The sequence below is a fragment of the Nocardia yunnanensis genome (assembly GCF_003626895.1).
GTDB classification, from domain to species: Bacteria; Actinomycetota; Actinomycetes; order Mycobacteriales; family Mycobacteriaceae; genus Nocardia; species Nocardia yunnanensis.
Map to the genome: position 1 here is coordinate 1576221 of NZ_CP032568.1, position 23473 is coordinate 1599693.

The 23473-nt window shown below is 68.4% G+C and carries 16 protein-coding genes (1 of these 16 running past the window's edge); 7 read left to right on the forward strand and 9 right to left on the reverse strand.

Annotated features, from left to right (window positions below):
- Positions 1-10807 carry the 3' portion of a non-ribosomal peptide synthase/polyketide synthase gene (locus D7D52_RS07230; protein WP_120735610.1) on the forward strand. It extends 33818 nt beyond the left edge of the window, so 10807 of the gene's 44625 nt are visible here — the last part of the coding sequence; the start codon falls outside the window, past its left edge; the stop codon is at positions 10805-10807.
- Positions 10808-10855: 48 nt separating this feature from the next.
- Here D7D52_RS07230 and D7D52_RS07235 read toward each other — a convergent pair whose 3' ends face one another.
- Both D7D52_RS07235 and D7D52_RS37605 read right to left on the reverse strand, forming a co-directional pair.
- On the reverse strand, positions 10856-11803 hold the full coding sequence (locus tag D7D52_RS07235) for an RNA polymerase subunit sigma-70 (protein WP_120735611.1): 948 nt from the start codon (positions 11801-11803) through the stop codon (positions 10856-10858).
- Positions 11787-12131, reverse strand: a complete 345-nt coding sequence (locus D7D52_RS37605) for a hypothetical protein (RefSeq protein ID WP_187703124.1) — start codon at positions 12129-12131, stop codon at positions 11787-11789. The genes D7D52_RS07235 and D7D52_RS37605 overlap by 17 nt, the downstream gene beginning before the upstream one ends.
- Here D7D52_RS37605 and D7D52_RS37610 point away from each other — a divergent pair, their 5' ends adjacent.
- The 3 genes from D7D52_RS37610 (at position 12132) to D7D52_RS07250 (ending at position 14134) form a co-directional block, all read left to right on the forward strand.
- Positions 12132-12521, forward strand: a complete 390-nt coding sequence (locus D7D52_RS37610; RefSeq protein ID WP_162958194.1) for an MFS transporter — start codon at positions 12132-12134, stop codon at positions 12519-12521. It begins immediately after the preceding gene.
- A gap of 18 nt (positions 12522-12539) precedes the next feature.
- Complete coding sequence (locus tag D7D52_RS07245; protein ID WP_120735613.1) at positions 12540-13304, forward strand: MFS transporter; 765 nt, start codon at positions 12540-12542, stop codon at positions 13302-13304.
- A 137-nt stretch (positions 13305-13441) separates the two neighbouring features.
- Complete coding sequence (locus tag D7D52_RS07250; protein ID WP_162958195.1) at positions 13442-14134, forward strand: sensor domain-containing protein; 693 nt, start codon at positions 13442-13444, stop codon at positions 14132-14134.
- A gap of 83 nt (positions 14135-14217) precedes the next feature.
- On the opposite strand, the gene D7D52_RS07255 is transcribed toward D7D52_RS07250, so the two are convergent.
- The 5 genes from D7D52_RS07255 to D7D52_RS07275 all read right to left on the reverse strand — a co-directional run bounded on the left by D7D52_RS07255 (position 14218) and on the right by D7D52_RS07275 (position 18425).
- Positions 14218-14850 (reverse strand): hypothetical protein, encoded by a 633-nt coding sequence (locus D7D52_RS07255; RefSeq protein ID WP_120735615.1) that lies wholly within the window; start codon positions 14848-14850, stop codon positions 14218-14220.
- Positions 14851-14955: 105 nt separating this feature from the next.
- Positions 14956-15894 (reverse strand): MerR family transcriptional regulator, encoded by a 939-nt coding sequence (locus D7D52_RS07260; RefSeq protein WP_120735616.1) that lies wholly within the window; start codon positions 15892-15894, stop codon positions 14956-14958.
- A 236-nt stretch (positions 15895-16130) separates the two neighbouring features.
- Positions 16131-16925 carry a maleylpyruvate isomerase family mycothiol-dependent enzyme gene (locus D7D52_RS07265; RefSeq protein WP_120735617.1) on the reverse strand — a complete coding sequence of 265 codons (795 nt, stop codon included), beginning with the start codon at positions 16923-16925 and terminating at the stop codon, positions 16131-16133.
- A gap of 150 nt (positions 16926-17075) precedes the next feature.
- A complete protein-coding gene (locus D7D52_RS07270) occupies positions 17076-17606 on the reverse strand; it encodes a pyridoxamine 5'-phosphate oxidase family protein (protein WP_120735618.1) in 531 nt (176 codons plus the stop codon).
- A gap of 372 nt (positions 17607-17978) precedes the next feature.
- On the reverse strand, positions 17979-18425 hold the full coding sequence (locus D7D52_RS07275; protein ID WP_162958196.1) for an SRPBCC family protein: 447 nt from the start codon (positions 18423-18425) through the stop codon (positions 17979-17981).
- A 268-nt stretch (positions 18426-18693) separates the two neighbouring features.
- Between D7D52_RS07275 and D7D52_RS07280 the strand changes: the two genes are divergently transcribed.
- Positions 18694-19950, forward strand: coding sequence for an LCP family protein (locus D7D52_RS07280; protein WP_246023672.1), 1257 nt, complete (start codon positions 18694-18696; stop codon positions 19948-19950).
- A 12-nt stretch (positions 19951-19962) separates the two neighbouring features.
- Here D7D52_RS07280 and D7D52_RS07285 read toward each other — a convergent pair whose 3' ends face one another.
- A complete protein-coding gene (locus D7D52_RS07285; protein ID WP_246023673.1) occupies positions 19963-20622 on the reverse strand; it encodes a TetR/AcrR family transcriptional regulator in 660 nt (219 codons plus the stop codon).
- A gap of 66 nt (positions 20623-20688) precedes the next feature.
- Here D7D52_RS07285 and D7D52_RS07290 point away from each other — a divergent pair, with 66 nt between their 5' ends.
- Both D7D52_RS07290 and D7D52_RS07295 read left to right on the forward strand, forming a co-directional pair.
- Positions 20689-21708, forward strand: coding sequence for an oxygenase MpaB family protein (locus D7D52_RS07290; protein ID WP_222932794.1), 1020 nt, complete (start codon positions 20689-20691; stop codon positions 21706-21708).
- A gap of 4 nt (positions 21709-21712) precedes the next feature.
- On the forward strand, positions 21713-23050 hold the full coding sequence (locus D7D52_RS07295; protein WP_120735621.1) for an oxygenase MpaB family protein: 1338 nt from the start codon (positions 21713-21715) through the stop codon (positions 23048-23050).
- A gap of 16 nt (positions 23051-23066) precedes the next feature.
- Here D7D52_RS07295 and D7D52_RS07300 read toward each other — a convergent pair whose 3' ends face one another.
- A complete protein-coding gene (locus D7D52_RS07300; protein ID WP_120735622.1) occupies positions 23067-23417 on the reverse strand; it encodes a hypothetical protein in 351 nt (116 codons plus the stop codon).
- Between the last annotated feature and the right edge of the window lie 56 nt (positions 23418-23473).

Here is a 23473-nt window from a genome sequence, read left to right on the forward strand (position 1 = left end):
CGGCTTCCGCATCGAGCTCGGCGATATCGAATCCGCGCTGCTGCGCGTGGATTCCATCGCCTCCGCCGCGGTCGTCGCGCACACCGACCCGGTGCTGGGCGACCGCCTGGTGGCGTACGTGGTCGGCACCGACGGCGATCCCGACAAGCAGCAGTTGCAGTCCGCGCTGGCCGCCGAGCTGCCGTCGTACATGATTCCGTCGGTGTTCATGCCGCTCAACGCGTTGCCGCTCAACGCCAATGGCAAGCTCGACCGCAAGGCGCTGCCGGAACCCACCTTCGAGAAGGCGGTCTTCCGGGCGCCGGTCAGCCCGATCGAGCAGATCGTGGCGGGCGTGTTCGCCGACGTGCTGCACGTCGAGAGCGGCCGCATCGGCCTCGACGACGACTTCTTCCAGTGGGGCGGCAACTCGCTGCTGGCCACCCAGGTCGCCGCGCGTCTCGGTGAGGCGCTCAACACCCGGGTGCCGGTGCGACTGCTGTTCGAGGCGTCCACGGTGGCCGCGCTGGCCGCCCGCGTGGAACGCGACGCCGGGGCCGGCCGCAAGGCGCTGACCGCGGTGGCGCGGCCGGACAATATTCCGCTGTCGCTGGCTCAGCAGCGCATGTGGTTCCTCAACCGCTTCGACACCGCCTCGGCTGCCTACAACGTGCCGGTTGCGGTGCGGCTGTCGGGCCTGCTCGACGAGGACGCGCTGCGGGCGGCGATCGCGGATGTGGTTGCGCGCCACGAGATCCTGCGCACCATCTACCCGCAGACCGAGGACGGTCCGGTGCAGGTCATCCTGCCGCCGGCGCAGGCCGTGCCCGAGTTGCAGGTGCGCACGGTGACCGCCGACGAGGTCGTGGGCGCGGTGGTCGAGCTGACCTCCACCGCCTTCGACGTCACCGTCGAGGTGCCGATCAAGGTGGCGCTGTTCAAGATCGAAGACGGTTCAGCGGCTCCGGTCGCCGAGTCCGAGGCGGCGGCGCACGCGGCCGCCTACACCTTCGACTTCGCCGATATCGCCCCCACCGGGCAGTACCCGGCGGTCGACCCGAACGCGGCCGCGCCCGCGGAATACGTGCTGGCGCTGGTGATTCACCACATCTCCGGTGACGGTTCCTCGGTGGCTCCGCTGACCCGGGACCTGATGACCGCGTACGCGGCGCGTTCGATCAAGCAGAAGCCGGGCTGGACGCCGCTGGCGGTGCAGTACGCCGATTACTCGATCTGGCAGCGTGAACTGCTCGGTGACGAGAACGACGCGGATTCGCTGGCGGCCAAGCAGGTCGCCTACTGGAAGCAGGCCCTCGCGGGGCTGCCCGATCAGCTGGATCTGCCGGCCGATCGGCCGCGTCCGGCGGTGCAGTCCTTCCACGGCGGCAAGATCGACATCCGCATCGACGCCGAATTGCACACGGGCCTGGTCGAATTGGCGCGCACCGAGGGTGCGACGCTGTTCATGGTCGTGCACACCGCGCTGGCGGTGCTGCTGGCGCGGCTGTCGGGTTCCGACGACATCGCCATCGGCACCCCGATGGCCGGTCGCGGTGAGGCCGTGCTCGACGACCTGATCGGCATGTTCGTCAATACGCTGGTGTTCCGCACCCAGGTCGAGGGCGGGGAACCGTTCGCGGCGCTGCTGGCGCGGCAGCGTGAGACCGACATCCAGGCGTACGCCAATGCGGACGTGCCGTTCGAGCGGCTGGTCGAGGTGCTCAACCCGGCGCGCTCGACCGCGCGGCATCCGCTGTTCCAGGTGGGTCTGTCGTTCCAGAACCTGACCCGCTCCACCCTGGAACTGCCGGGGCTGACGGTGTCGGGCCTGGATGTGGACACCGAGCTGTCGCAGTTCGACCTGCACTTGATCGTGTCGGACATTTACTCTGAAAACGGTGCGGCCGAGGGCATTACCGGCATCCTGACCTACGCCACCGATATCTTCGACCGCGACACCGTGACCGGGTTCGCGGACCGGTTCGTGCACCTGCTGCGCGAGATCGTGTCCGCGCCGCGCACCGCGGTCGGCGAGATCGAACTGCTGGCGGCGGCCGAGCGGGCCGAGATCCTCGACGCCCGCAACGCGACCGCGCATCAGGTGGATTCGGCCGCGACGCTGGTGTCCATGCTGGAGTCGACGGTCGCGGCCAAGCCGACCGCCATCGCCCTGGTCGGACCCGACGGCGAGACCCTGACCTACGCCGAACTCGGTGCGCGGGTCAACCAGCTGGCGCGCGAGCTCATCGCCCGCGGCATCGGCACCGAAGACCGGGTGGCCCTGGCCATTCGCCGTTCGGTGGACCTCGTGGTCGCCATGTACGCGGTATCGGTCGCCGGTGCGGCCTACGTGCCGGTCGATCCGGATCAGCCTGCCGAGCGCGTCGGCTACATCCTGGAGACGTCGGCCCCCGCGTGCGTGCTCACCACGGCCCGTGACGGTTTCGAGCTGCCTCAGCCCCGTCATCCCGGCGCGCTTGTTGGCCGGGATCTACACGACGAGGCGTTGGATTCCGGCCAAAAGCACGCCGGAATGACGGTGGAAGTGCTGCGGATCGATGAGCTGGAGCTGTCCGGCCATTCGACCGCGCCGGTCACCGCCGCCGAGCGGGTGCGCGAGCTGACCGCCGCCAACACCGCGTATGTCATCTTCACCTCCGGTTCCACCGGGCGTCCGAAGGGCGTGGCGGTGCCGCATGCGGCCATCGCCAACCAGTTGCAGTACAAGAGCGCGGAATTCGGGCTGGGCGCCGACGATGCGGTGCTGCTCAAGACCGCCGCCACCTTCGATTTGTCGGTGTGGGAGTTCTGGTCGGCCGCCGTGTCCGGTGGGCGACTGGTGATCGCGGCGGCCGATGGCCACCGGGATCCGACGTATCTGAACGAGCTGATGGCTCGTGAGCGGGTCACCACGCTGCATGTGGTGCCGTCCATGCTGGACGCGCTGGTCACCGAAGCCGAAGGCACGCTGAACGATTCGCTGCGCCGGGTGCTGGCCATCGGTGAGGCGCTGCCCGCTTCGGTGGCGCAGCGCTTCCGTGCCGGTAATCCGGACGCGGCACTGTTCAACCTGTACGGGCCGACCGAGGCCGCGGTGTCCATCACCACGCACCTGGTCACCGATGCCGACTCCGGTTCGGTGTCCATCGGTGCGCCGCAATGGAACTCGCGGGTGTACGTCCTCGACGCCCGCCTGAACCCGGTGCCCGACGGCGTCTCCGGTGAGCTGTACCTGGCCGGTGCGCAGCTGGCGCGCGGCTACTTCGCGCGACCGGACCTGACCGCGGATCGCTTCGTGGCCAACCCGTTCGCGGTCGGCGATCGCATGTACCGCACCGGTGACCTCGTCGCGTGGAACGGTGGCGAGCTCGAGTACCGGGGCCGCACCGACTTCCAGGTGAAGATCCGCGGCTTCCGTATCGAGCTCGGTGAGATCGAGGCGGCGCTGCTGGCGCTGCCGGAGATCGCGCAGACCGCGGTGCTGGCCAAGCAGGACGCGCGCACCGGCGATCGCCTGGTCGCCTACCTGGTGCCCTCCGGCGCGGGTGTGGATGTGCCGCTGGTGAAGTCGGCGTTGACCGCCGCGCTGCCGTCCTACATGGTGCCGTCGGCGTTCGTGGTGCTGGACGCCCTGCCGCTCAATGTGAACGGCAAGCTGGACCGCAAAGCGCTACCGGAGCCGGAGTTCGAGACCACCGCGTTCCGGGCACCGTCCACCCCGATCGAGGAGATCGTGGCGAGCGTCGTCTCCGAGGTCCTCGGGGTCGAGCGGGTCGGCGCGGACGACGACTTCTTCGCCCTCGGCGGCAACTCGCTGCTCGCCACCCAGGTCGCCGCGCGCATCGGCGCGGCCCTGGACGCGCGGGTGCCGGTGCGCGCCGTGTTCGAGGCGTCGACGGTCGCGGGTCTGGCCGCCAAGGTCGAGCAGCACGCCGGTGCGGGAGATCGCAAGGCGCTCACCGCGGTCGCGCGACCGGACAATGTCCCGCTGTCGCTGGCGCAGCAGCGCATGTGGTTCCTCAACCAGTTCGACACCGCCTCCGCCGCGTACAACGTGCCGGTCGCGGTGCGGCTGACCGGGGCGCTGGATGTGGCGGCGCTGCGGCAGGCCGTGGCCGACGTGATCGGACGGCACGAGACGCTGCGGACCATCTACCCGCAGGTCGACGGTGCGGCCGTGCAGGTGATCGTGCCTGCGGCGCAGGCGATTCCGGATCTGACGCCGGTCGTGGTGTCGGCCGAGTCGGTGACCGAGCGGATCGCCGCGCTCATCGGCACCGGTTTCGACGTCACCACCGAGGTGCCGGTGCACGCCGCGCTGTTCCGCGTCGAGGGCGCCCCGGAGTCGTTGGGCGACAACGGCGCCGAGGTCGAGCACGTGCTGGTGTTCGTCACCCACCACATCGCCGCCGACGGCTGGTCGATGGGCCCGCTCACCCGCGACGTCATGGTGGCCTACGCCGCCCGCGCCGCCGGCGTGCAGCCGGGCTGGGCGCCGCTGCCGGTGCAGTACGCGGACTTCTCGCTGTGGCAGCGCGAGGTCCTCGGCTCGGAAGACGATGCCCACAGCCTGATTTCGGCGCAGGCCGACTACTGGCGCACCGCGCTGGCCGATCTGCCCGACGAGCTCAACCTGCCCTCGGATCGGCCGCGCCCCAACGCGCAGTCCTTCCGCGGCGGCCGGGTGCTGTTCCCGATCGGCAACGACCTGCACCGCGGGTTGCAGCAGATCGCGCGCACCAACAACGCCACCATGTTCATGGTCGTGCACACCGCGCTGGCGGTGTTCCTGGCGCGCCTGTCGGGGACCAGCGATATCGCCATCGGCGCGCCCATCGCGGGCCGTGGCGAGGCCGAGCTGGACAACCTGATCGGCATGTTCGTCAACACCCTGGTGCTGCGCACCGAGGTGAGCGGGCAGACCGGGTTCACCGAGCTGCTGGCCGCGAACAAGGACAGCGATCTGGCGGCGTTCGCGCACGCGGACATTCCGTTCGAGCGGCTGGTGGAGATCATCAACCCGGAGCGCTCCACCGCGCGGCACCCGCTGTTCCAGGTGGCGCTGTCGTTCGAGAACCTGCCGACCGGCTCGTTCGAGCTGCCCGGCCTGCGGGCCTCGGCGGTCGACTTCGAGAACGAGATCGCCAAGTTCGACCTCATGCTCACCCTGACCGAGGCCCCGGCCGACGCGGACGCGGGCATGTACGCCGAATTCGGTTTCGCGCGTGACCTGTTCGATCAGGAGACGGTGGAGGGCTTCGCGGACCGGTTCGTCCGGCTGCTGAGCGAGATCGTCGCCGCGCCGCGCAAGGCCGTCGGCGACCTCGAGATCCTCGATGCCGCCGAACGCGCCGACCTGATCTCCCGCACGGGCGGTCCGGCCATCGCGCCGCGCACCCTGCCGGAACTGCTGGCCGACGCGGTCGCCAACAACCCGGTCGGCGAGGCCGTCGTCTTCGACGGCCAGGCCCTCGGCTACGCCGAACTCGATGCCGCCTCCTCGCGCCTGGCGCGGGTGCTCATCGAACGCGGCGCCGGACCGGAAACCCGTGTGGCCGTGGCCATCCGGCGCTCGTTCGAATCGGTGCTGGCCATCTGGGCCGTGGCCAAGTCGGGCGCGGCGTTCGTGCCGGTCGATCCGTCCTACCCGGCGGACCGCATCGCGCACATGGTCAACGACTCCGGCGCGGTGCTGGGCTTGACGGTCGGCGCCGAGCTGGACGGGCTGCCGCCGGTCAAGAGCCTGGCGGGCTGGATCTCGCTCGACGATCCCATGGTGCAGGCCGAAATCGCCTCGCACTCCGCGGAACTCGTCACCGACACCGAGCGGTGGGGTGCGGTGCGGCCCGAGCACGTGGCGTACGTGATCTACACGTCCGGCACCACGGGCATGCCCAAGGGCGTCGTGGTCACCCACGCCGGTCTCGCGAACTTCGCGACCGAGCAGATCGTGCGCTACCACCTCGACTCCGGTTCGCGGGCACTGCATTTCGCGTCGCCGTCGTTCGACGCGTCGGTGCTGGAGTACCTGCTGGCCATCGGCGCGGGCGGCACGCTCGTGGTGGTGCCGCCGGGCGTCTACGGCGGCGAGGAGCTGTCGGAGCTGATCCAGCGCGAGCGCGCGACGCATGCGTTCATCACCCCGGCCGCGCTCGCGACGCTGGACCCCAAGGGTCTGGATTCGCTGCGGGTGCTGGTCGCCGGTGGTGAAGCGGTGCCTGCCGATCTGGTGGAGAAGTGGGCGATTCCGTTGGAGAACCGCACGATTCGTGCGTTCCACAACGGTTACGGCCCCACCGAGACCACGATCATGACCAATATCAGCGATGCGCTGACGCCGGGCGATCTGGTCACCATCGGTGGTCCGATCCGCGGTATGCAGGCGCTGATCCTGGACGCGCGACTGCGGCCGGTGCCGGTGGGCGTCGCGGGCGAGCTGTACCTGTCGGGTATTCAGCTCTCCCGGGGCTACCACGACCGCCCGGGCCTGACCGCCGAGCGGTTCGTCGCCAACCCGTTCGTGGCCGGCGAACGCATGTACCGCTCCGGTGACGTGGTCCGCTGGACCCCCACCGGCGAGGTGGAATACGTGGGCCGCAACGACTTCCAGGTGAAGGTGCGCGGTTTCCGCATCGAGCTCGGTGAGATCGACGCGGCGCTGGCCTCGCATGAGACCGTGGACTTCGCGGTCACGGTCGGCCACAAGCGCCCCGCCTCCCCGGGCTTCGAGGCCGGGGCCACCATCCTGGCGGCCTACGTGCTGCCGGTGGCCGGACGCACCATCGACATCGCGGCACTGACCGAGCACGTCTCGGGCCGCCTGCCGGAATACATGGTGCCCACGGCCATCACGGTGCTGGACAAGATCCCGCTGACCCCGGTCGGCAAGCTGGATCGCCGGGCGCTGCCCGAGCCGGTGTTCACCGCGCGCGAGTTCCGCGCGCCGGTCACCGAACTCGAAGCGTCCATCGCCGAGGTGTTCGCCGATGTGCTCGGCGTCGAGCAGGTCGGCGCGGACGACTCGTTCTTCGCGCTCGGCGGCGACTCCATCCTGTCGATTCAGCTGGTTTCGCGGGCCAAGGCGCGCGGCATCGTGTTCTCGCCGCGTGACGTGTTCGAACAGCGGACCGTCGCGGGGCTGGCCGAGGTGGCTACGCTGGGCGGCGACACCACGCAGCAGAAGCTGGCGGAACTGCCGGGCGGCGGGGTCGGCGACATTCCGCTGACGCCGATCATGCACGCGATTCTGTCCAACAGCCCGTCGTACGAACGGTTCTCGCAGACCATGCCGCTGCGGTTGCCGGACGGGATCACGCGTCCGGTGCTCGTGGGCGCGATCTCGGCGCTGTTCGATCACCACGATGTGCTGCGGTCGCGACTGCGCGGAAACGCCACCGACGGCTTCGAATTCGAGGCGCTGCCGCGCGGAGCCGTCGATGTCGACGCGCTGGTGCATCGGGTGGAGCTGGCCGATGATGTCTCCGACGAGGAGCTGACGCGGGTCGGCAGCATCGAATTCGATGCGGCGCTGGGTCGTCTGGATCCGGCGAACGCGGCCATGGTGCAGTTCGTGTGGTTCGCCTTCGCCCCCGAGGGTTCCGACGAGGCGCGGGTGCGCCGGGACGTGCTGCTGATCGTCGCGCACCACATGGTGGTGGACGGTGTGTCGTGGCGCATCCTGATCCCGGATCTGGGTCTGGCGTGGTCGCAGGTCGCCTTCGACCAGCCGATCGCGCTGCCCGAGACCGGGACCTCCATGCGGCGTTGGGCGCATGCGCTGGTCGAGGAATCGCGCAGCGAGGCGCGCGTCGCGGAACTGCCGTTCTGGCAGCGGGTCACCGAGACCCCGGATCCGCTGCTCGGGTCGCGGGCCTTCGATCCGGCGGTCGACACCTTCGCCACCGTCGAGCGGATCGAGGTGTCGGTGCCGGCAGCGGTCACCGAGGCCGTGCTGACCTCCATCCCGGGCCTGTACCGGGGTGGCGTGAACGACGGGCTGCTCTCGGCGCTGGCCATGGCGGTCGCGCGCTGGCGCGGGGAGACCGTGGGCGGTTCGGCGCTGATCAAGCTCGAGGGTCACGGTCGCGAAGAGGAAATCGTTGCGGGCGCGGATCTTTCGCGCACCGTCGGCTGGTTCACCGCGGCCTTCCCGGTCCGTTTGGACCTGCACGACGCCGACCTCGCCGACGCGTTCGAGGGCGGAAAAGCCCTGGGCGACATCGTGAAAACGGTGAAGGAGCAGTTGCTGGCGCTGCCCGACAAGGGTCTGGGCTGGGGTCTGCTGCGGCACCTCAACCCCGAAACCGCTGCGCAGTTGCGGGATGTCGGGCAGATCAGCTTCAACTACCTGGGTCGCATGTCGGCGGGCGAGGTGCCCGAGGGCATGGCGGAACTGGGCTGGGTGCCGGTCGACGATCTGGGTCGCCTCGACGGCGACATGGACGCCGACATGCCCGCCAACGCCACCCTCGACATCAATGCCATCGTCACCGACGGCGAGGACGGCCCGCAGCTGGGCGCGGCCTTCTCCTACCCGAGCGGACTGCTCGAGCGGGAACGGGTGCAGGAGTTCGCGGATCTGTTCGTGGCGGCGCTGAGCGCGCTGGCCGCGCATGCCACGCGGCCCGAGGCGGGCGGCTTCACGCCGTCGGACCTGGCGCTGGTGGAGGTCGCGCAGTCCGATATCGAGGTGTGGGAGCGCACCTATCCGGCGCTGTCGGATGTGTGGCCGCTCTCGCCGCTGCAGTCGGGTCTGCTGTTCCACGCGCTGCTGACGCAGAACACGGTGGACGTCTACACCATTCAGACCGTGCTCGATCTGAGCGGTGTGGTGGACATCGACCGGTTGCAGGTGGCCGCGCAGGCCATCCTGGACCGGTACCCGAGCCTGCGGACCGCGTTCGTCACCGACGCCGACGGCCAGGCCCACCAGGTCGTCATGGGCAAGGTGGAGGCGCCGTTCAAGGTCATCGACCTGACGGAGCTGCCGGAGGCCGAACGCAATCCGCGCATGCGGGAGATGATCGAGGCCGATCGCGCCGATCACTTCGATCTGTCGGCCGCTCCGCTGATGCGGTTCAACGTGTTCCGGATCAGCGACGAGCTGGTGCATCTGGTGATCACCACCCACCACATCCTGGTGGACGGCTGGTCGATGCCCCTGCTCATGCGCGATCTGCTGGTGCTGTACGCGGTGCGCGGCGATCTGTCGGCGCTGCCGCGGGTGGCGTCGTTCCGCAACTACCTGGCCTGGCTTGCCGGACGCGACCGCGAGGAATCGCTGGCGGCCTGGCAGCGGGCGCTGGCGGGGGTCACCGAGCCCACCCAGCTCGCGCCGGCCACCGGGCGGGACGAGAACTTCGAAATCGGCCGCTACACACTGGATATCGACGCCGAACGCACCCGCGCGCTCACCAAGCGCGCCGGGGAGCTCAACGTCACGCTCAACACGCTGATCCAGACCTCCTGGGCGGTGCTGGTGGGACGCCTCACCGGGCGCAGCGACGTGGTGTTCGGCGCGACCGTGTCCGGTCGCCCCGGCGACCTGCCGGGTGTGGAGTCGATGGTGGGTCTGTTCATCAACACGGTGCCGGTGCGCATCCGCGTCGACGACCGACTGACCATCGGCGGGCTGCTGCAGCGGGTGCAGCACGATCAGGCCGATCTGCTCGAGCACCACCACATCGGGCTCACCGAGATCCTGCAATTGGCCGGTGCCGGAGCGGAATTCGACACCATGATGGCGTTCGAGTCCTACCCGGTCGACAAGGACGCGATCGCGGCGGCCAGCTCCATCGACGGCATGTCGGTCAGTGGTGTCGGCATCAACGACAACACCCACTACCCGATGTCGCTGGTGATCATGGCCGGCGAAGCCATCGAGATCGGGATGCGGTATCTGACCAGCCGCTTCACCGCCGACGAGGTCGCCGTCCTGGCGGCGCGCTTCGACCGGATCCTGGATGCGCTGCTGGGTGATCCCGAGGGCCTGGTCGGCGACATCGATATCCTCGATGCCTCCGAACGCGCCCGTATCCTCGCCGAAAGCGCTGTCACCCCGGCGGATTCGGCCGTGGAGCCGGCGCGGGTGGGTATCGCCACGGTGGCCAATGTGCTCGCCGAGGTCGTCGAGGAGGATCCGCAGGCTCCGGCGCTGCTGTCCGACGGTCAGGAGATCGCCTACCACGTGCTGGATCGGCGCAGCTCGCAGCTGGCGCGCCTGCTGATCGACCGTGGCGCGGGTCCCGGCGACATCGTCGCGGTGGCGCTGCCGCACACCGTCGAGGCGGTCGTGGCGGTGTGGGCGATTCACAAGGCCGGTGCCGCGGTGCTCTACGCCGACGGCCTCTCCTTCGGCGAGATCCTTGCCGCGGGAGCGGGTTTCGGCATCACCCAGGAACCGGCCGCCAGCTCGGCGCGCTGGCTGGTGCCTTCCGACCCGAAGGTCCAGGCCGACCTGTCAGCCCGTCCGGCGCACCCGGTCTCCTACACCGACCGCGTGCGGCCGCTGGCGGAAACCGATCCCGCTTTCGTCTATCGCACCGCCGAGAACTGGGCCACCCTCACCCAGTCCGAGGCGCTCGACCGTGCCACCACCCTGCGCACGGACAACGAGATCGACTACGAATCCACCACGTACACCACGTCTTCCACCGGCTTGGCCGCCATCGGCGAATTCCTCGCCTCCGCCACCGCGGGCGCACTCTCCGTGCTGCCCTCCGGCGATGTCGCGGCCGACCTCGAGGACGGCGAGGTGACGCACTGGTTCACCGTCGACGGTGATCCCACCGACGAAGCGGGCGAGGATATCCGCCTCATCACCGAGTGACCTCTCGCCGGTGCCGATCCGTTGCGGATTCGGCACCGGCGTGGGAGGTCAGGCGCGGGTCATGGGGAGGGCGAAGCGCGGGAAATGCTTCGGGTCCATGAAGGCCACTACACCCGCGACTCCGTTTTCGGTGAGGGTCAGCACGTGAAGGCTGTGCGCGTGCCACTGTCTGTTCGCCCGGGTGTACAGGGCGATGGCCGGCTGGCCGTTGGCTCGGGTGCGGGCCGTCGCCGCGGGGCCGAGTTCGCGCATTCGTTTGCGGAGGAAGTCCACGATGGTGCCGCGTCCGGCGAACCAGGTCGGCATGGGCGGCATCTCCCAGGTCGCGTCCTCGGTCAGGATCGTGAGCAGACCCTCCACGTCGGCGGTCTCGAACGCGGCGACGTAGCGATCGATCAGGTGTTGTTCGGAGTCGCTCAGTGGCGCCGGGGGTCCGCCGTCGAGGGGTAGCCGGGTGCGGGCGCGCTGCAGGGCGCTGTTCACCGCGGCCACGCTGATGCCGAGCAGGTCGGCGACTTCCTTTGCGCGCCAATCCAATACCTCGCGGAGCAACAGTACGACGCGTTGTTGCGCGGGTAGCTGTTGCAGCGCGGCGACGAAGGCCAGGCGCATGGATTCGCGGGTGACGACCGCTGTCGCCGGATCGTCGGTCGTGGCCGTGAACCAGGTGTCCGGGATGGGGTCGAGCCATCCCGTGCGCTCGGGTGAATCCTGGTGGCCCGCAGCGGTTTCCAGGATGGTGGATGGCAGCGGGCGGTGTCTGGTCTTCGCCGATTCCTTCAACGCGGCGCGGGTGACGATGCGATACAGCCATACGCGCAGCGAGGAGCGGCCCTCGAAGGCGTCGTAGGCCCGCCATGCCTGCAGGTAGGCCGTTTGGACGACCTCCTCGGCATCCTCGACCGAGCCGAGGATCCGGTAGGAGTGGGCTACCAGCTCGGCGCGATAGGGGGCCGACAGTCGGCCGAAGTCGGCACGCTCATCGCTGATGGTCACTGTTCCTCCGCGCTATGGGCAGGTCGGCGGCGAACCCGTCGTAGGCGCCGATCAGGCCGGCGCGCAGCGTGGTCGGGGCGACGACGAGACGTTCGCCGGCGGTGCGTTGGAACTCTGCGAAGGCCGGCGAACCGGTGAACGGGTCGGCTGCGCCGTCGAAGGCGGCGATGTGCACGAAGCTCACGCCGTCCTCCAGCCGCAGCGCCAGGTAGCGGACACCGCCGGGCTGCTCGCGGTGGAACTCCGCCAGCACCCGTTCGATCAACTCCTGGTTCCGGTCGGCCGCATCGGCCCGTGTTCGGTACTGCACCATGGCCGCTCTGGTCATGTGGATCACCTCCTCACCGCGGGGCTGGCCCAGAACAGCGCCACCGTGATTGCCGCGCGGGCGGTGCAGGGCGTCGGTGCTGCGCTCGTCGCTCCGTCCGCGCTTGCCTTGGTGGCCAACACATTTCCGGAGGGGAAGCAGCGTGAGAACGCACTCGGCATCTACGGAGCGCTCGGCGGTGCCGCCGCGACGGTGGGCGTGCTGGCCGGCGGGCTGCTGACCGATGGGCCCGGGTGGCGGTGGATCTTTTTGGTGAATGTGCCTATCGGACTGGTGCTTTCGGTCGCGGGGTTCGTCGTGTTGCGTGGTGGGCGGCCGGTGCATCCGGGACGCGGGTTCGATCCGCGCAGCGCCGTCTCCGTCACCGGCGGGCTCATCCTCGCGCTGTAGGCCCTCAATCGTGGTGTCGTGCAGGGCTGGACGCATTCGACGACCCTGGCCGCCGCGGCGGCGGCCGCGGTACTGCTGATCACGTTCGTCGTGACCGAACGTCGCACCCGCAACCCGCTGATTCCCACGCGGCTACTCCGCAACCGCTCCCTCGCCCTGGCCAACCTCGCGGTACTCACCGGATACGGCAGCTTCTTCGCGTTCATCTTCCTCACCAATCTGCTCATGCAGCAGCAAATGGGTTATTCCCCAACCAAAACCGGTCTGTCCTGGCTGGTGCTCACCGCCACCGCCTTCGTCGTAGCCGGCCTCACCGGCGCCGTACTGGCCGACAAATTCGGCGCCAGCCGCCTGGTCGCTTTGGCCTCCCTACTGATGCTCGCCTGCTCCCTGTGGATGACGACCCTCCCCGCCCACCCCTCCTTCGCCACCACCCTTCTGCCGATCTTCGTCATCGCCGGCGTGGCCATCGGCTTCTTCGCCCCCGCCTCCCAAATCGCCGCCTTGGCCGACACCACCCCCGCCGACTTCGGCGTACCCTCCGGGCTGGTCGAAACCTCCCGCGAGTTCGGCGGCTCCCTGGTAATAGCCGCGGCCTCCACCGCCCTCCTCTCTTCCCCCGCCCCCTTCCTCTCCGGCCTCCACACCGCCTACCTCGCCGTAGCCATATCCGCCGCCCTCGGTGTCGTGGTAACCACCCTCAACCGAATCCCCACCCGCAAATCCCCTCAGGGGGCCGAATCACTGTCCATCCCAGCACTTCTCGACCGCGCCGCCGACTGACGTGTTTCCACGGCCGACCTCTCGCCCGGTGCCGATCCGTTTCGGATTCGGCACCGGCGCGTCGCACTCTGGGGGTAGACCCACCCCCTACTCGAGTTGGATGAGGAATTGCCGGGTGTGGCAATAGCGTTGCCCGCGTGACGATCATCAGGCGCCTGGGCCTCGACTTTGCCTACACGTTCTTGGGCCTGCCCCTCGCCGTACTCAGCTTCAGCCTCCTCGTAACCCTTTTCACCGCGAGCATCGGCACCGCGGTGATCTTCGTCGGGATTCCGCTGCTCGCACTGACCTTGCTGCTCGCCTGCGGCTTCGCCGACCTCGAGCGCCTACGCCTGCAGCGATTGACGGGGCGGTCGGCACCGCGGCCCCGCTACGTCGGAGCCTCGGAGGGAGCAGGTTGGTTCCGCCGGATCACCGCGCCGATCCGGCAGGGCCAGAGCTGGCTGGATCTGTTGTACGCCGTGGTCAACCTGCCGATCGCGATCATCACATTCGTACTCCCGATCACCTGGTGGGCAATGGCTTTGGGCGGATTGACCTACTGGTTCTGGGGCCGCTTCATCCCCTACGGCGACAGCCACGACATCGTCACGCAGACGATCATGGGCGCGGACACCGACTACAACCGAACCCTCTTCCACACGATCATCGGCCTCCTAGCCTTCCTCACCATCTACCCCGTCCAACGTGGAAGCGCCGCCCTGCAAGCCACTTTCGCCCAGACTCTCCTCATCCGCCTCGCCGTCGTCCAGAACCGCACCAATCCGCCGAGGGGCGCCCTGACCGAACCGACCGCCGCAACGCAGGCGAAGGTGTACGAGCACAACTGATCTGGCGTCGGCGCATCAATGGGCCGTGCTCTTCGAGTCCCCCGGACGTTCAACTTCCAAACCAGGAGGTGAGACAGGTCAGGCTACGGCCGCGCGAAGGGTCCGGTGTTCGTCGCCATGAATCCGGGGAGTTGACCCGGGTGGAACGGCGGACCGCCGGGCACGAAGGCCACATCGTCCAAATAGCAGTAATACACGGTGTTCCACACCCGCCAGTTGGCCTGTCGCCTCGGTAGATCGGCCTTAAACTGCTTCGTTTGGACCACACTGCCAATCGTCATGAGCGCTCCGATCGCCAGCGGCCAACCCGTCACGCAAAGCGGCGCAAAGATACTCGCCGACATCGACGCGCTCGTCGAAGACATAATCGCCGAGCAGAACAAGTGCGCTATCACCCCAACGAACAGCAGCGCAATACCGTTGCCCAGGATCCCCTGGTTTGGCTGAAGCACCGGCGGCGAAAGCTGCTTCGCCAACGTCGTCTGATTGACTGTCGTAGTCCTACGACGATGCCCCTCGTCATAGGCGTACCCCCGCGCATACGACGTGCCCGCGGCATAGATCGCCGATGCCTTCTGGCACTGGTTGTTTCGCCCGCAAACCGGGCAGACCCCCTCATACATGGCCTCAGCGTAGCTGCGCGCCGGACACACCACCGTCCCGCTGGCTGCTTGGTTCGCGCCGATCGCGCTGCCCGCTGGCAACCGCACCTTCATGCCGATGACAGATCCGGTTGCGTGCGGGTGTGATGTCCGATTTCGATCTGGCAGGCGCGGTGATTGGTCCGGCCTGCCGGATCTTTGCGGCCGCGTGGGCGTCGCTTACGTGCCTGGGTGGGCGCGCAGGGCGGTGGCGAACCAGGTGAATATCGGGGCCATGTCGGGTGGTTCCGGCCAGTTGTTGATCGTGGACACCAGGCGCCAGTAGTGCTCTACGCGAGGGTCGTTGGCGATATCGAGCCGTTCCAGGATCCAGCGTCGCAGTCGCGGGTCGTCGGGCTTGGCGAAGGTGTCGGCATAGCGAGCGGTGAGCGTATCGATGATCGCGGCGGCCGCCGGGGAGTCGGCGCTCAGTCCGTCGGCGAGCGCCTTGCCGACTTCGGTGCGAACGGCTTCGGTCAGGTCGTGGTGCAGACCGGTGGTGTCGCCGTCGGCGCGTTCACGAGCCTGATACTCGGCCATCACCCGGACCGCCGCGCGGAAATCGTTGTCCTGCACCAATTCCACCAGTTCCATCCACGCCGTGATCTGGGCGGTGGTCGGGTCGTCCGGCAGCTCGGGCATGCTGGTGCGCACCAGCTCCACCAGGGCCGGGTTCGCATCCACGCCGCCGTAGGTCGCGTCGGCGAAGTCGTTGATCAGCCGCTGCCGTTCGGCCTCGGACAGGCGCATCAGGTTGTGCATGAGTTCCATTTCCTCTCGGTGAGAAGCCCGCTCGGCCACTGCTCGCAATACCGCTCGCCGCATGCGCAGGATCCGGATCTGTACGTCGAGAGCCTCGGCCTGCGCCGCGGCGACCGCGGTCACGGAGGTCTCGTGCGCCAGTACCCGGGCCACGGTGGGCAAATCGATCCCCAGCTCGCGCAGGGTGCGCACCAGTTCCAGGCGTGCGGCGGCATCGGCGTTGTAGAGCCGGTAGCCGGTCGGGCTGTGAGCGGCCGGCGGCACGATCCCCTTGTCGGAGTAGAACCGAATCGTCTTGACCGTCAACCCGGTCCGCTCGGCCAGAGGCCCGATCGTGAAGAGCGTGTCGTCGTCCATGCCCCAACCCTCCTGTCTCCCCCTGATGGAGACTCAAGCCCCAACTACAGCAGATCCTCGGCATCCTCCGATGGCGTGAACTTTTACTACTGCCGCGACCCGCGCGGTTCGAAGCGGTCGCGCAGCAGGGCTGAAAGATTAGCGGGCCGAACCGATCCGCGACGAGAAGCAACTGGTGAGGACAAACGGGCGGGCCTTGCTTCGGGCCGCCGTCGTGGCGTCGGGCGCCGGTGTCGTCAGCCGCTGACGTGTGCGGTGTTGTCGAGCCAGTGCTGGGCGAGGTCGATGTCGCCGTCGATGCTGATTTCGGATGCGGTGAGGGGCAGTCGTCGGGTCAGGATCAGGAGCAGTGCTCGTGCCGGGCCGCTGACTGTCACATCGGCGGGACGGATCGCGGGTTGCCACGTCGCTGCGTCGGGCTGCCGTTCGATCAACCAGGCACCGGTGCCGTCGGCGAGGTCGGTGGCCCGCCATTGCAGGGTCTGCCCGGTGCCGCGGATGGCGTTGGCGGACTCGGAGCGTTGCATCGCCCAGGTGGGGGCGGTGAGCATCGCGAAGTGGTTGGTGATGAGCGCGGCGGCGACGTCGGCGTCGATATCGGTGGCGTGGTGGGCGGCGTTGGCGGCGTCGAAGCCGTGCACGACCGCCTCGTTGAGCATGCTGGACAGCCAGAATCGTGTCCCGGAGCGTCCGTCGGCGGCGGGGTTGAACACCGGCGCGTCGAGCGCGTCGTCCGAGCAGGCGTCCGCGACTCGTTGCGCGGACTCGTTCAGCCACGTCGGCCATTCGCTGGGATCGGCCGGGAGTTCGGCCATCTCCATGGGCAGCTGGGTGGGGTCGCTGATACGGCGTTCGATGATCTCGGCGACCCAGTTCTGGGTCTGTCCCACATGCTCGACCAGTTCGGTGATGGTCCATTTCGGGGCGGTCGGCACGGCGGCATCGGGTCCGGCCGCGGCGGCGAATTCGGCCAGAGCTCGGGTGTGCTCGATGATGGCTTGCCGGGTGCGTTCGGCGGTCAGCTCGGTCATGGGATGCCTCTCGTAGGTCGTTGCATCGGGTAGGACTGGCCGGGTCAGTCGAATTCATCGGTGCCCGGCGGCCTTCGGCCAGGGCCCGATACCTTCGAGACCCTGGTCGCCGACCGGGTCACCTGAGGCAGCAGGCCACGCCCGGCCGGCTCAGAATGTCCAGCGGGTGGTGCCGCCTGGCGCGACGGTGGATACCGAGACCGCCGAGCGCGGGGTGATCCGATAGACGTACCACGGTGCTGGGCCGGTCGCGGGTGCGTTGAACGGGGCGGTGATTCCCTTTCCGGATTCGTCCACTTCGCAGGGCCATCCGCCCGCGGCCCAGGTGGCCGCGATGCGCTCGACCGTGGCCGTGTCGGTGATCTTTTCAGCCGTGCCGTTGATGACGAGATCGAATTCGTTGGCGGTGACGCTGAGGGCGCAGCGGGGGTCTCGGGCGACGTTCTTACCTTTCTGTGTGGTGTCTCCGGTTTGAAACCAGTACGCGCCGTCGACCCACACCGCGCCCACGGCGGTGACGTGCGGCGTTCCGTCCGCGTTGATGGTGATGAGCCAGGTCGTGTGCCGGGAAGGACCACCGCTTTCGGGTCCCTGGTCTATGTCGCGGTCGAGTACGGCGGTGACGCTTTCCCAGTCCTGGATCTGCATCCCGTTGGAGTCGTCGAGGTTCTTGGCTTTCATCGCTCATCCTTTCCGAGGTTCACACGGGTAGACGGCTCCCACCTGCCGAATTCATCGCGGGACTCGGCCTCGCCTTGGATTGTCTCGCTCCATGGCAGTTCGGAGGCCGATCGTGCCCGAGTGGGGCGAAATCGCGCCAAGAAGGGGACTTCCAATACCTGAACTTGAACGGGGTTAGCTCTCGGTTGCGTTGAGAGAAAAAGGAATTCGTGGCATATGCGGAGAGTTTGGCGCTTCTCCCGGCCTCGCCCACCCGCACATAGCGCAGCCTCGCCGACAGGTGCGGGTTGTCCGCCCCTGTCGGCCCGCCCTTTTCGCTGAGTGGCACGTCAGCGAGGGGTTTTGTCCGAATCGGCCTCGCTGGTGTGCCACTCAGCGAAGGATTGCTTGGGCTAGGCGGGGGAGGAGGAGGCGTTTCCAGCTGCGGTCGGCGGCGTTGCGGAGCATGCGGTGGCGGGGGATTGTGGGGTCGAAGCCGGTTTGGGTGAGGAAGAGTCGGGTGCCGTGGCCTTCGGGGGAGAGGTGCCAGGTGACGATGTAGTGGGCCGAATGGGTGGCGTGTGGGTAGAGCCAGCTGTAGGAGAGGAGTTCGGCTGGGCGGGCTGCCAATACCTTGCAGGTGATTTGGTCGGTGGGGGAGTCGGGGGTGGTGAAGTGGAATGTGGTTCCCACCGATGGGGTGAAGCCGGTTGGTTTTAGGAACCAGCGCTGTAGCACGGCGGGGGTGGTCAGGGCTCGCCAGACTGCTTGGGGCGGTTGGGGAAGGAAGGTGTCCAGTTCTACGGCGGCGGGGTTCAGGTGGGGATCGGCGATTACCAACGCGACAACCTCGGGGGCTGTGGCCCGGCGGGGGAGGCGTTCGATTTCACTGGCCTTCCTTGAATTTCGATTCGAGGTCGGCGGCTAGTACTCCAGCCGGACTTCGTGACCTGTGGTGATGGTGGCTGCCCTGCTGAAAGTAGGGCGGCCACCGCGTGATCAAGTCGTGTTTGTGTGTGACACAACTGAATTGGCGGTGGCCGCGGCTGACCTTGTGAAGTTGATCTTTGGTCAGAACAACCTCACATCGGAACTCTGCGCTCTTTTGTTGCCCAGCAACCAGTTTCAGCATGTTGCCAGGTCAAACCAGAAGCCGGACCGCTACCCGGAAAGGCTCAGTGCGCCGTGCAAGGGGAAGATCAAGCAGGCGTACGGGTTCGCGTACGCGCGGGCCAAGGACAAACTGGCGGCGGCGGGGGTGAAGGATCCGCTGGAGCTGGACCAGCGGGCTCGGGACGCGGGACGGCTGGCGGAGAGCAATACGGTCGCGAAGTTTCTGGGCAATGTGCCGGTCGACCATTTCGTCGAGGTGACCCTGGCCGCGTTCTTCCAGATCGCACAGGCGGTGCAGCCGATCACGGTGTGCCTCAACGAGAACACCTCCGACAGTTATTCGGGCGCCAATTTCAAGAAGGGCACGCAGCAGATCGACGCCGCACAGGCCATGGCCTTCGTGCGCCAGCGCCGCGATCCGGATCAGCCGCTGTTCACCGACCTGGATCGCACGCGCCGTCAGCAGGCGTTCATCGTGTCGCTGCTGCGGCAGTTGCAGGACGGCGGGACACTCAGCAGTCCGAGCAAACTCCGCGCACTGCTCGATATCGCCAAGCAGAACACCGCCATCAGCAAGGATCTGGATCCGCTGGCGTTCGCGCAGCGCGCGTCCGGGCTGTTCGACCAGGGCGCGTCGCTGTACACGTTGCCGGTCAAGGACTTCGGGACCGACGACGCCGGGGAATCGATCAATATCGTCGACACCGACGAGATCCGGGGCATCGTGCGGCGGCTGCTGGGCACCGGTGACGGCGGCGCCACCGCCACGACCACCCCGCCGCCCACGACCACGGGCATCCCGGCCGCCGCCGGCGTGGTGCTCGACGTGGTCAACGGCTCCGGCAAGAACGGCTTGGCCGCGCAGGTGCAGGAGGCCCTGGCGCCGCGCGGCTTCACCCGCGGCGCCACCTCCACCGGCACCCTCCGCGACGCCACCACCCTGTCCTACGGTGTCGGTGCGGAATCCGCCGCCACCGCCCTGGCCGCGCAACTCGGTCTCACCGCGACGCCATCGAGCGCGGTGGAGGAGCAGACCGTGCGGTTGACTCTGGGCGCGGACACCACATCCGGCCCGATCGCGAACCTCCTTGCGGACCAAACCGATCCGACCACCACGGTCACCAAGACCCCCACCCCGACCACGTCGACCACCCCACCCGCCCCGGTCTCGGCCACCGCCCCCGGCGCGAACGCCCCCGCCGCCACCGACCTGTCCCAAATGGACACCGGCGGCGTCCCCTGCGTGCGGTGAGCGACGGCCGCGCTATTCGCGTTCTGCTCGCGCCGGCGGCTCGCGAAAATAGTTGAGGATCAGGCGGGTGAGGTCGGCGAGGAACCGTTCGCGGGGGATGGGCGGCCCGTCGAGCAGGTAGCGGATGGTGAGATGTTCGACCGTGCGGACCAGCATCCAGGCGGCGGCATCGGTGTCCACCCCGGCAGGAATCGGGTACTGGCGCATGGACAGCGCGACCCGGGCCAGCTCGCCGATCTGCTGTTCGAAGGCGGCCACCGGGCCGTCGGCGGCCAGGCGCGGCGTCTGCTCGACCACCGCGCGCAACAGCTCGCGATCATTGCCCAGAGCGTCCATGAGATACGAAATCGTCTCCGGCACCGAGACTTCCGGTGGTTTGCCGAAGTTGGCCAGCACCCGGGCGCGCACCCGATCGGTCACGTCGCGGGTGTAGCGTTCGATCACCGCCGCCACGATCGCGTCCTTGTTCGGGAAATACTGATACAGCGAGCCGGGGCTGATCTCCGCCGCCGCGGCGATGCGATTGGTGGAGGCCCCGTCGTAGCCGTGGGTGATCAGCACCCGCTGCCCGGCGTCGAGAATGCGCGCCACCATGGCGCGGGAACGATCCTGCTGCGGCGCCCGGCGTGGCGGCGGCACAGTCGATTTCGGGGTGCGGCGTTTCGGTGTCATGGCGTTTCGAGGTCGATCCGGAATGCGAATTGAATGCGAGCGATTATTCGTGTCAGCGTGGAAAACATGGTGTCACACAGCGCAATGGCGCGCGAGCCCCACACCGAACCGGTTCCGCTGGGCCCGGACTCGCTGACGTGGAAGACCTTCGGCTCGCTGTACTTCCTGCCCAGCGCCCTGTTCGTCGGCATGGTGCAGAACATGCATCCCGGACTGGGCGCGGGCGTGGAATTCCACTCCGAGATCCAGGACGAGTTCTATCAGCGGATCCTGCGGTCGCTGTATCCCATCTACGGTGTTGTCTTCGACGGCGACCGAGCCCGCGAGACCGCCCGCGACATCGTCGGCTACCACCGCGACATCAAGGGCGTCGACGCGCGCGGCCGCCGCTACCACGCCCTGGACCCCGGCACCTTCTACTGGGCGCACGCGGTGTTCTTCGTGCAGAACCTGCGCGCCGCCGACCTGTTCATGGGCGGACTGAACGAGGCCGAGCGCGAACAACTCTGGCGTGAGCACTACCGCTGGTACGAGATGTACGGCATGAGCATGCGGGTGGTGCCGTCGAGCTGGCCTGCCTTCCAACGCTATTGGCGCGCGATGTGCCGTGACACCCTCGAAGCCACCACCGCGGCCCGCGATGTCTTCCATCTGGTCGACACGGTGCCGGTCCCGCCGTTCCCGCTGGTGCGGCAACTCCCGAAACCGTTGTGGGAGCATCTGATCCGGCCCGCGGGCGGGCAGTTCTTCAAATTCGTCACCATCGGGCTGTGTGACCCGGAGATCCGCGACACCATGGGTTTCATCTGGACCGCCCGCGATCAGCGTCGTTTCGATCGCCTGTGCCGGACCCTGTCGGCCATGAACCGGCGGACACCCGACGGCATCAAGTACTTCTTCCCCCGCATCCACGCCGCCCGCCGGCGCGCGGCCGGTCGGCGTCCGGCGTGGCTCGCGCCCCCCGAGGCGACCGAAATGCTTTGGCCCACAGGCGAACACCGCAGCGAAACCAAGCACTACTGCCCGGTCCACGCCGACCGTGGCGCCGACTCGATCACCCGATTCCGCCAGCTGACAGGGTTCTGACGCCATGACTCACGGACTTGAAACCCGCCCGCACCCTTACGATTACTACTACCGGCCCGGCCTGCCGCTGCGCCCGCCACCGCCGCGCGCGGTCCCCTCGGACCTGTGGTTCGCGCCCCGAAAAGCCATGCTGGGACCGTGGATCGACGTGCGGCGCGACCCCGCCGACACCCCGCGCGCCCGCCTCATCGCCGACCACCTGTGGCAGGGCGACGAACCGATGGACGCACTGGTCGCCGCCTTCCGGCGCATGGGCGCCGCGGGCGGGCGGCGCATGCTGAACCAGGCCCTCGAACACGGCATCGACAGCGTCGACGAGCCACTGCCGGAGCTGGTGAACCTGTTCGCGCGCCTGGACAATCCGCCGGACTGGTACGACCCCGATCGGTGGGAGTACGGGCGGCGGCTGTGGATCAATGTCTCGCTCGCCGGGAAGATGGCCATGGGCGTGCAGGACTTCATGGGGACGTTCGTGGGCGCGGAGGTCGCCTCCGCGGTCGGGCAGACGGGGCGTTTCGTGCGCGATCCGTATCGGCGCGGGCTGGAATCCTCGGTCTGGTTCCGCAGCGTCACCGCGCCCCGCGCCTTGGAGCGCCGCAACCCGATCTTCCACGACACCGTGCGCGTCCGGTTCATGCACGCCCAGGTGCGGGCCATGTTGCGGCGCACCTGGGGTGACGAGCATTTCGCGCAGCACGGCAGTCCGATCTCCACTGCCACCACCATGGGGGCGGCGGTCACCTTCGGACTCACGCCCATCTGTTTCGACCACGTGCACGGACGCCGGTGCACCACAGCGCAACTCGACGCCGTCATGCACTACTGGGCCTACATCGCCTACGTCTTCGGGGTCGCGGAGGAACTGATCCCGCGGACGGCCATCGAGGGGATGCAGCAGGCCGACTACATGGTCGCCACCGCCGGGGTGGCGCCGCGGTGGACCGCGACCATGGCCGGCGCCGCCACCCGCTCCTTCGATGCCGGCACGCCCGCCGGACGCCTCCGAATCGCCGCCACCGCACCGCTGTTGGGCGCCCTGGCCTACTACAGCGGCGAACCCCTGGTCCGCACACTGCTCGCGGACACCCCGTTGCGGGCGGTGCCGGTGCGGCCGTTCGCGCGCCTGGTCGGCCTCGCCGCCGCCACCGAGGTCCGGGCGCGCGCCCTCGACGACCGGTTGCCGGGCGCGGTCGCCCGCAGGAACCGCCGTGCCCGCCACATCGATCCGATGTGGGACCGCAACACCCGCCTCGCCCGCTACCTCGCGGCCCGCGCCGGCATCCGCGGCACGCCCTTCGACCACCACGACAGCTCGACGGACACCCCGGGCTGCCCGGCCTGAATCGATATGACGCGCCTCAACCTTGGGTTCCGACAATGCTCAGGTAGACGACCATGAGCGTGAACAGAAACCAGGCCACCCCCTGCCAGATCGGCCAGGCCCGCTCGGCCCGCCAGGCCCGGAAGGCCAGCACCAATGCCCCGATGCCCCCGGCCAGCAGGATCCCGCCCGGCACCAGCCCGACCACCGCCCGGGCGGCGGCATCGCACAGCATCGAATGCGTGTCGAGGCACCGCGGCCGCGCCGACGCCCAGACCAGGCTGATCACCGCGCCCAGGACGGTCGCGCCGAGAACGGCCAGCACATACCGCGTCGCCCGTCGCAGCATCGGCGGATCGTTCCACCGTTTCTCCACGTCGTTCACCATGCGCCCACCTCCTCGCCCCAGCGGTACCCGATCCGCACTTCGATACCACCATGATC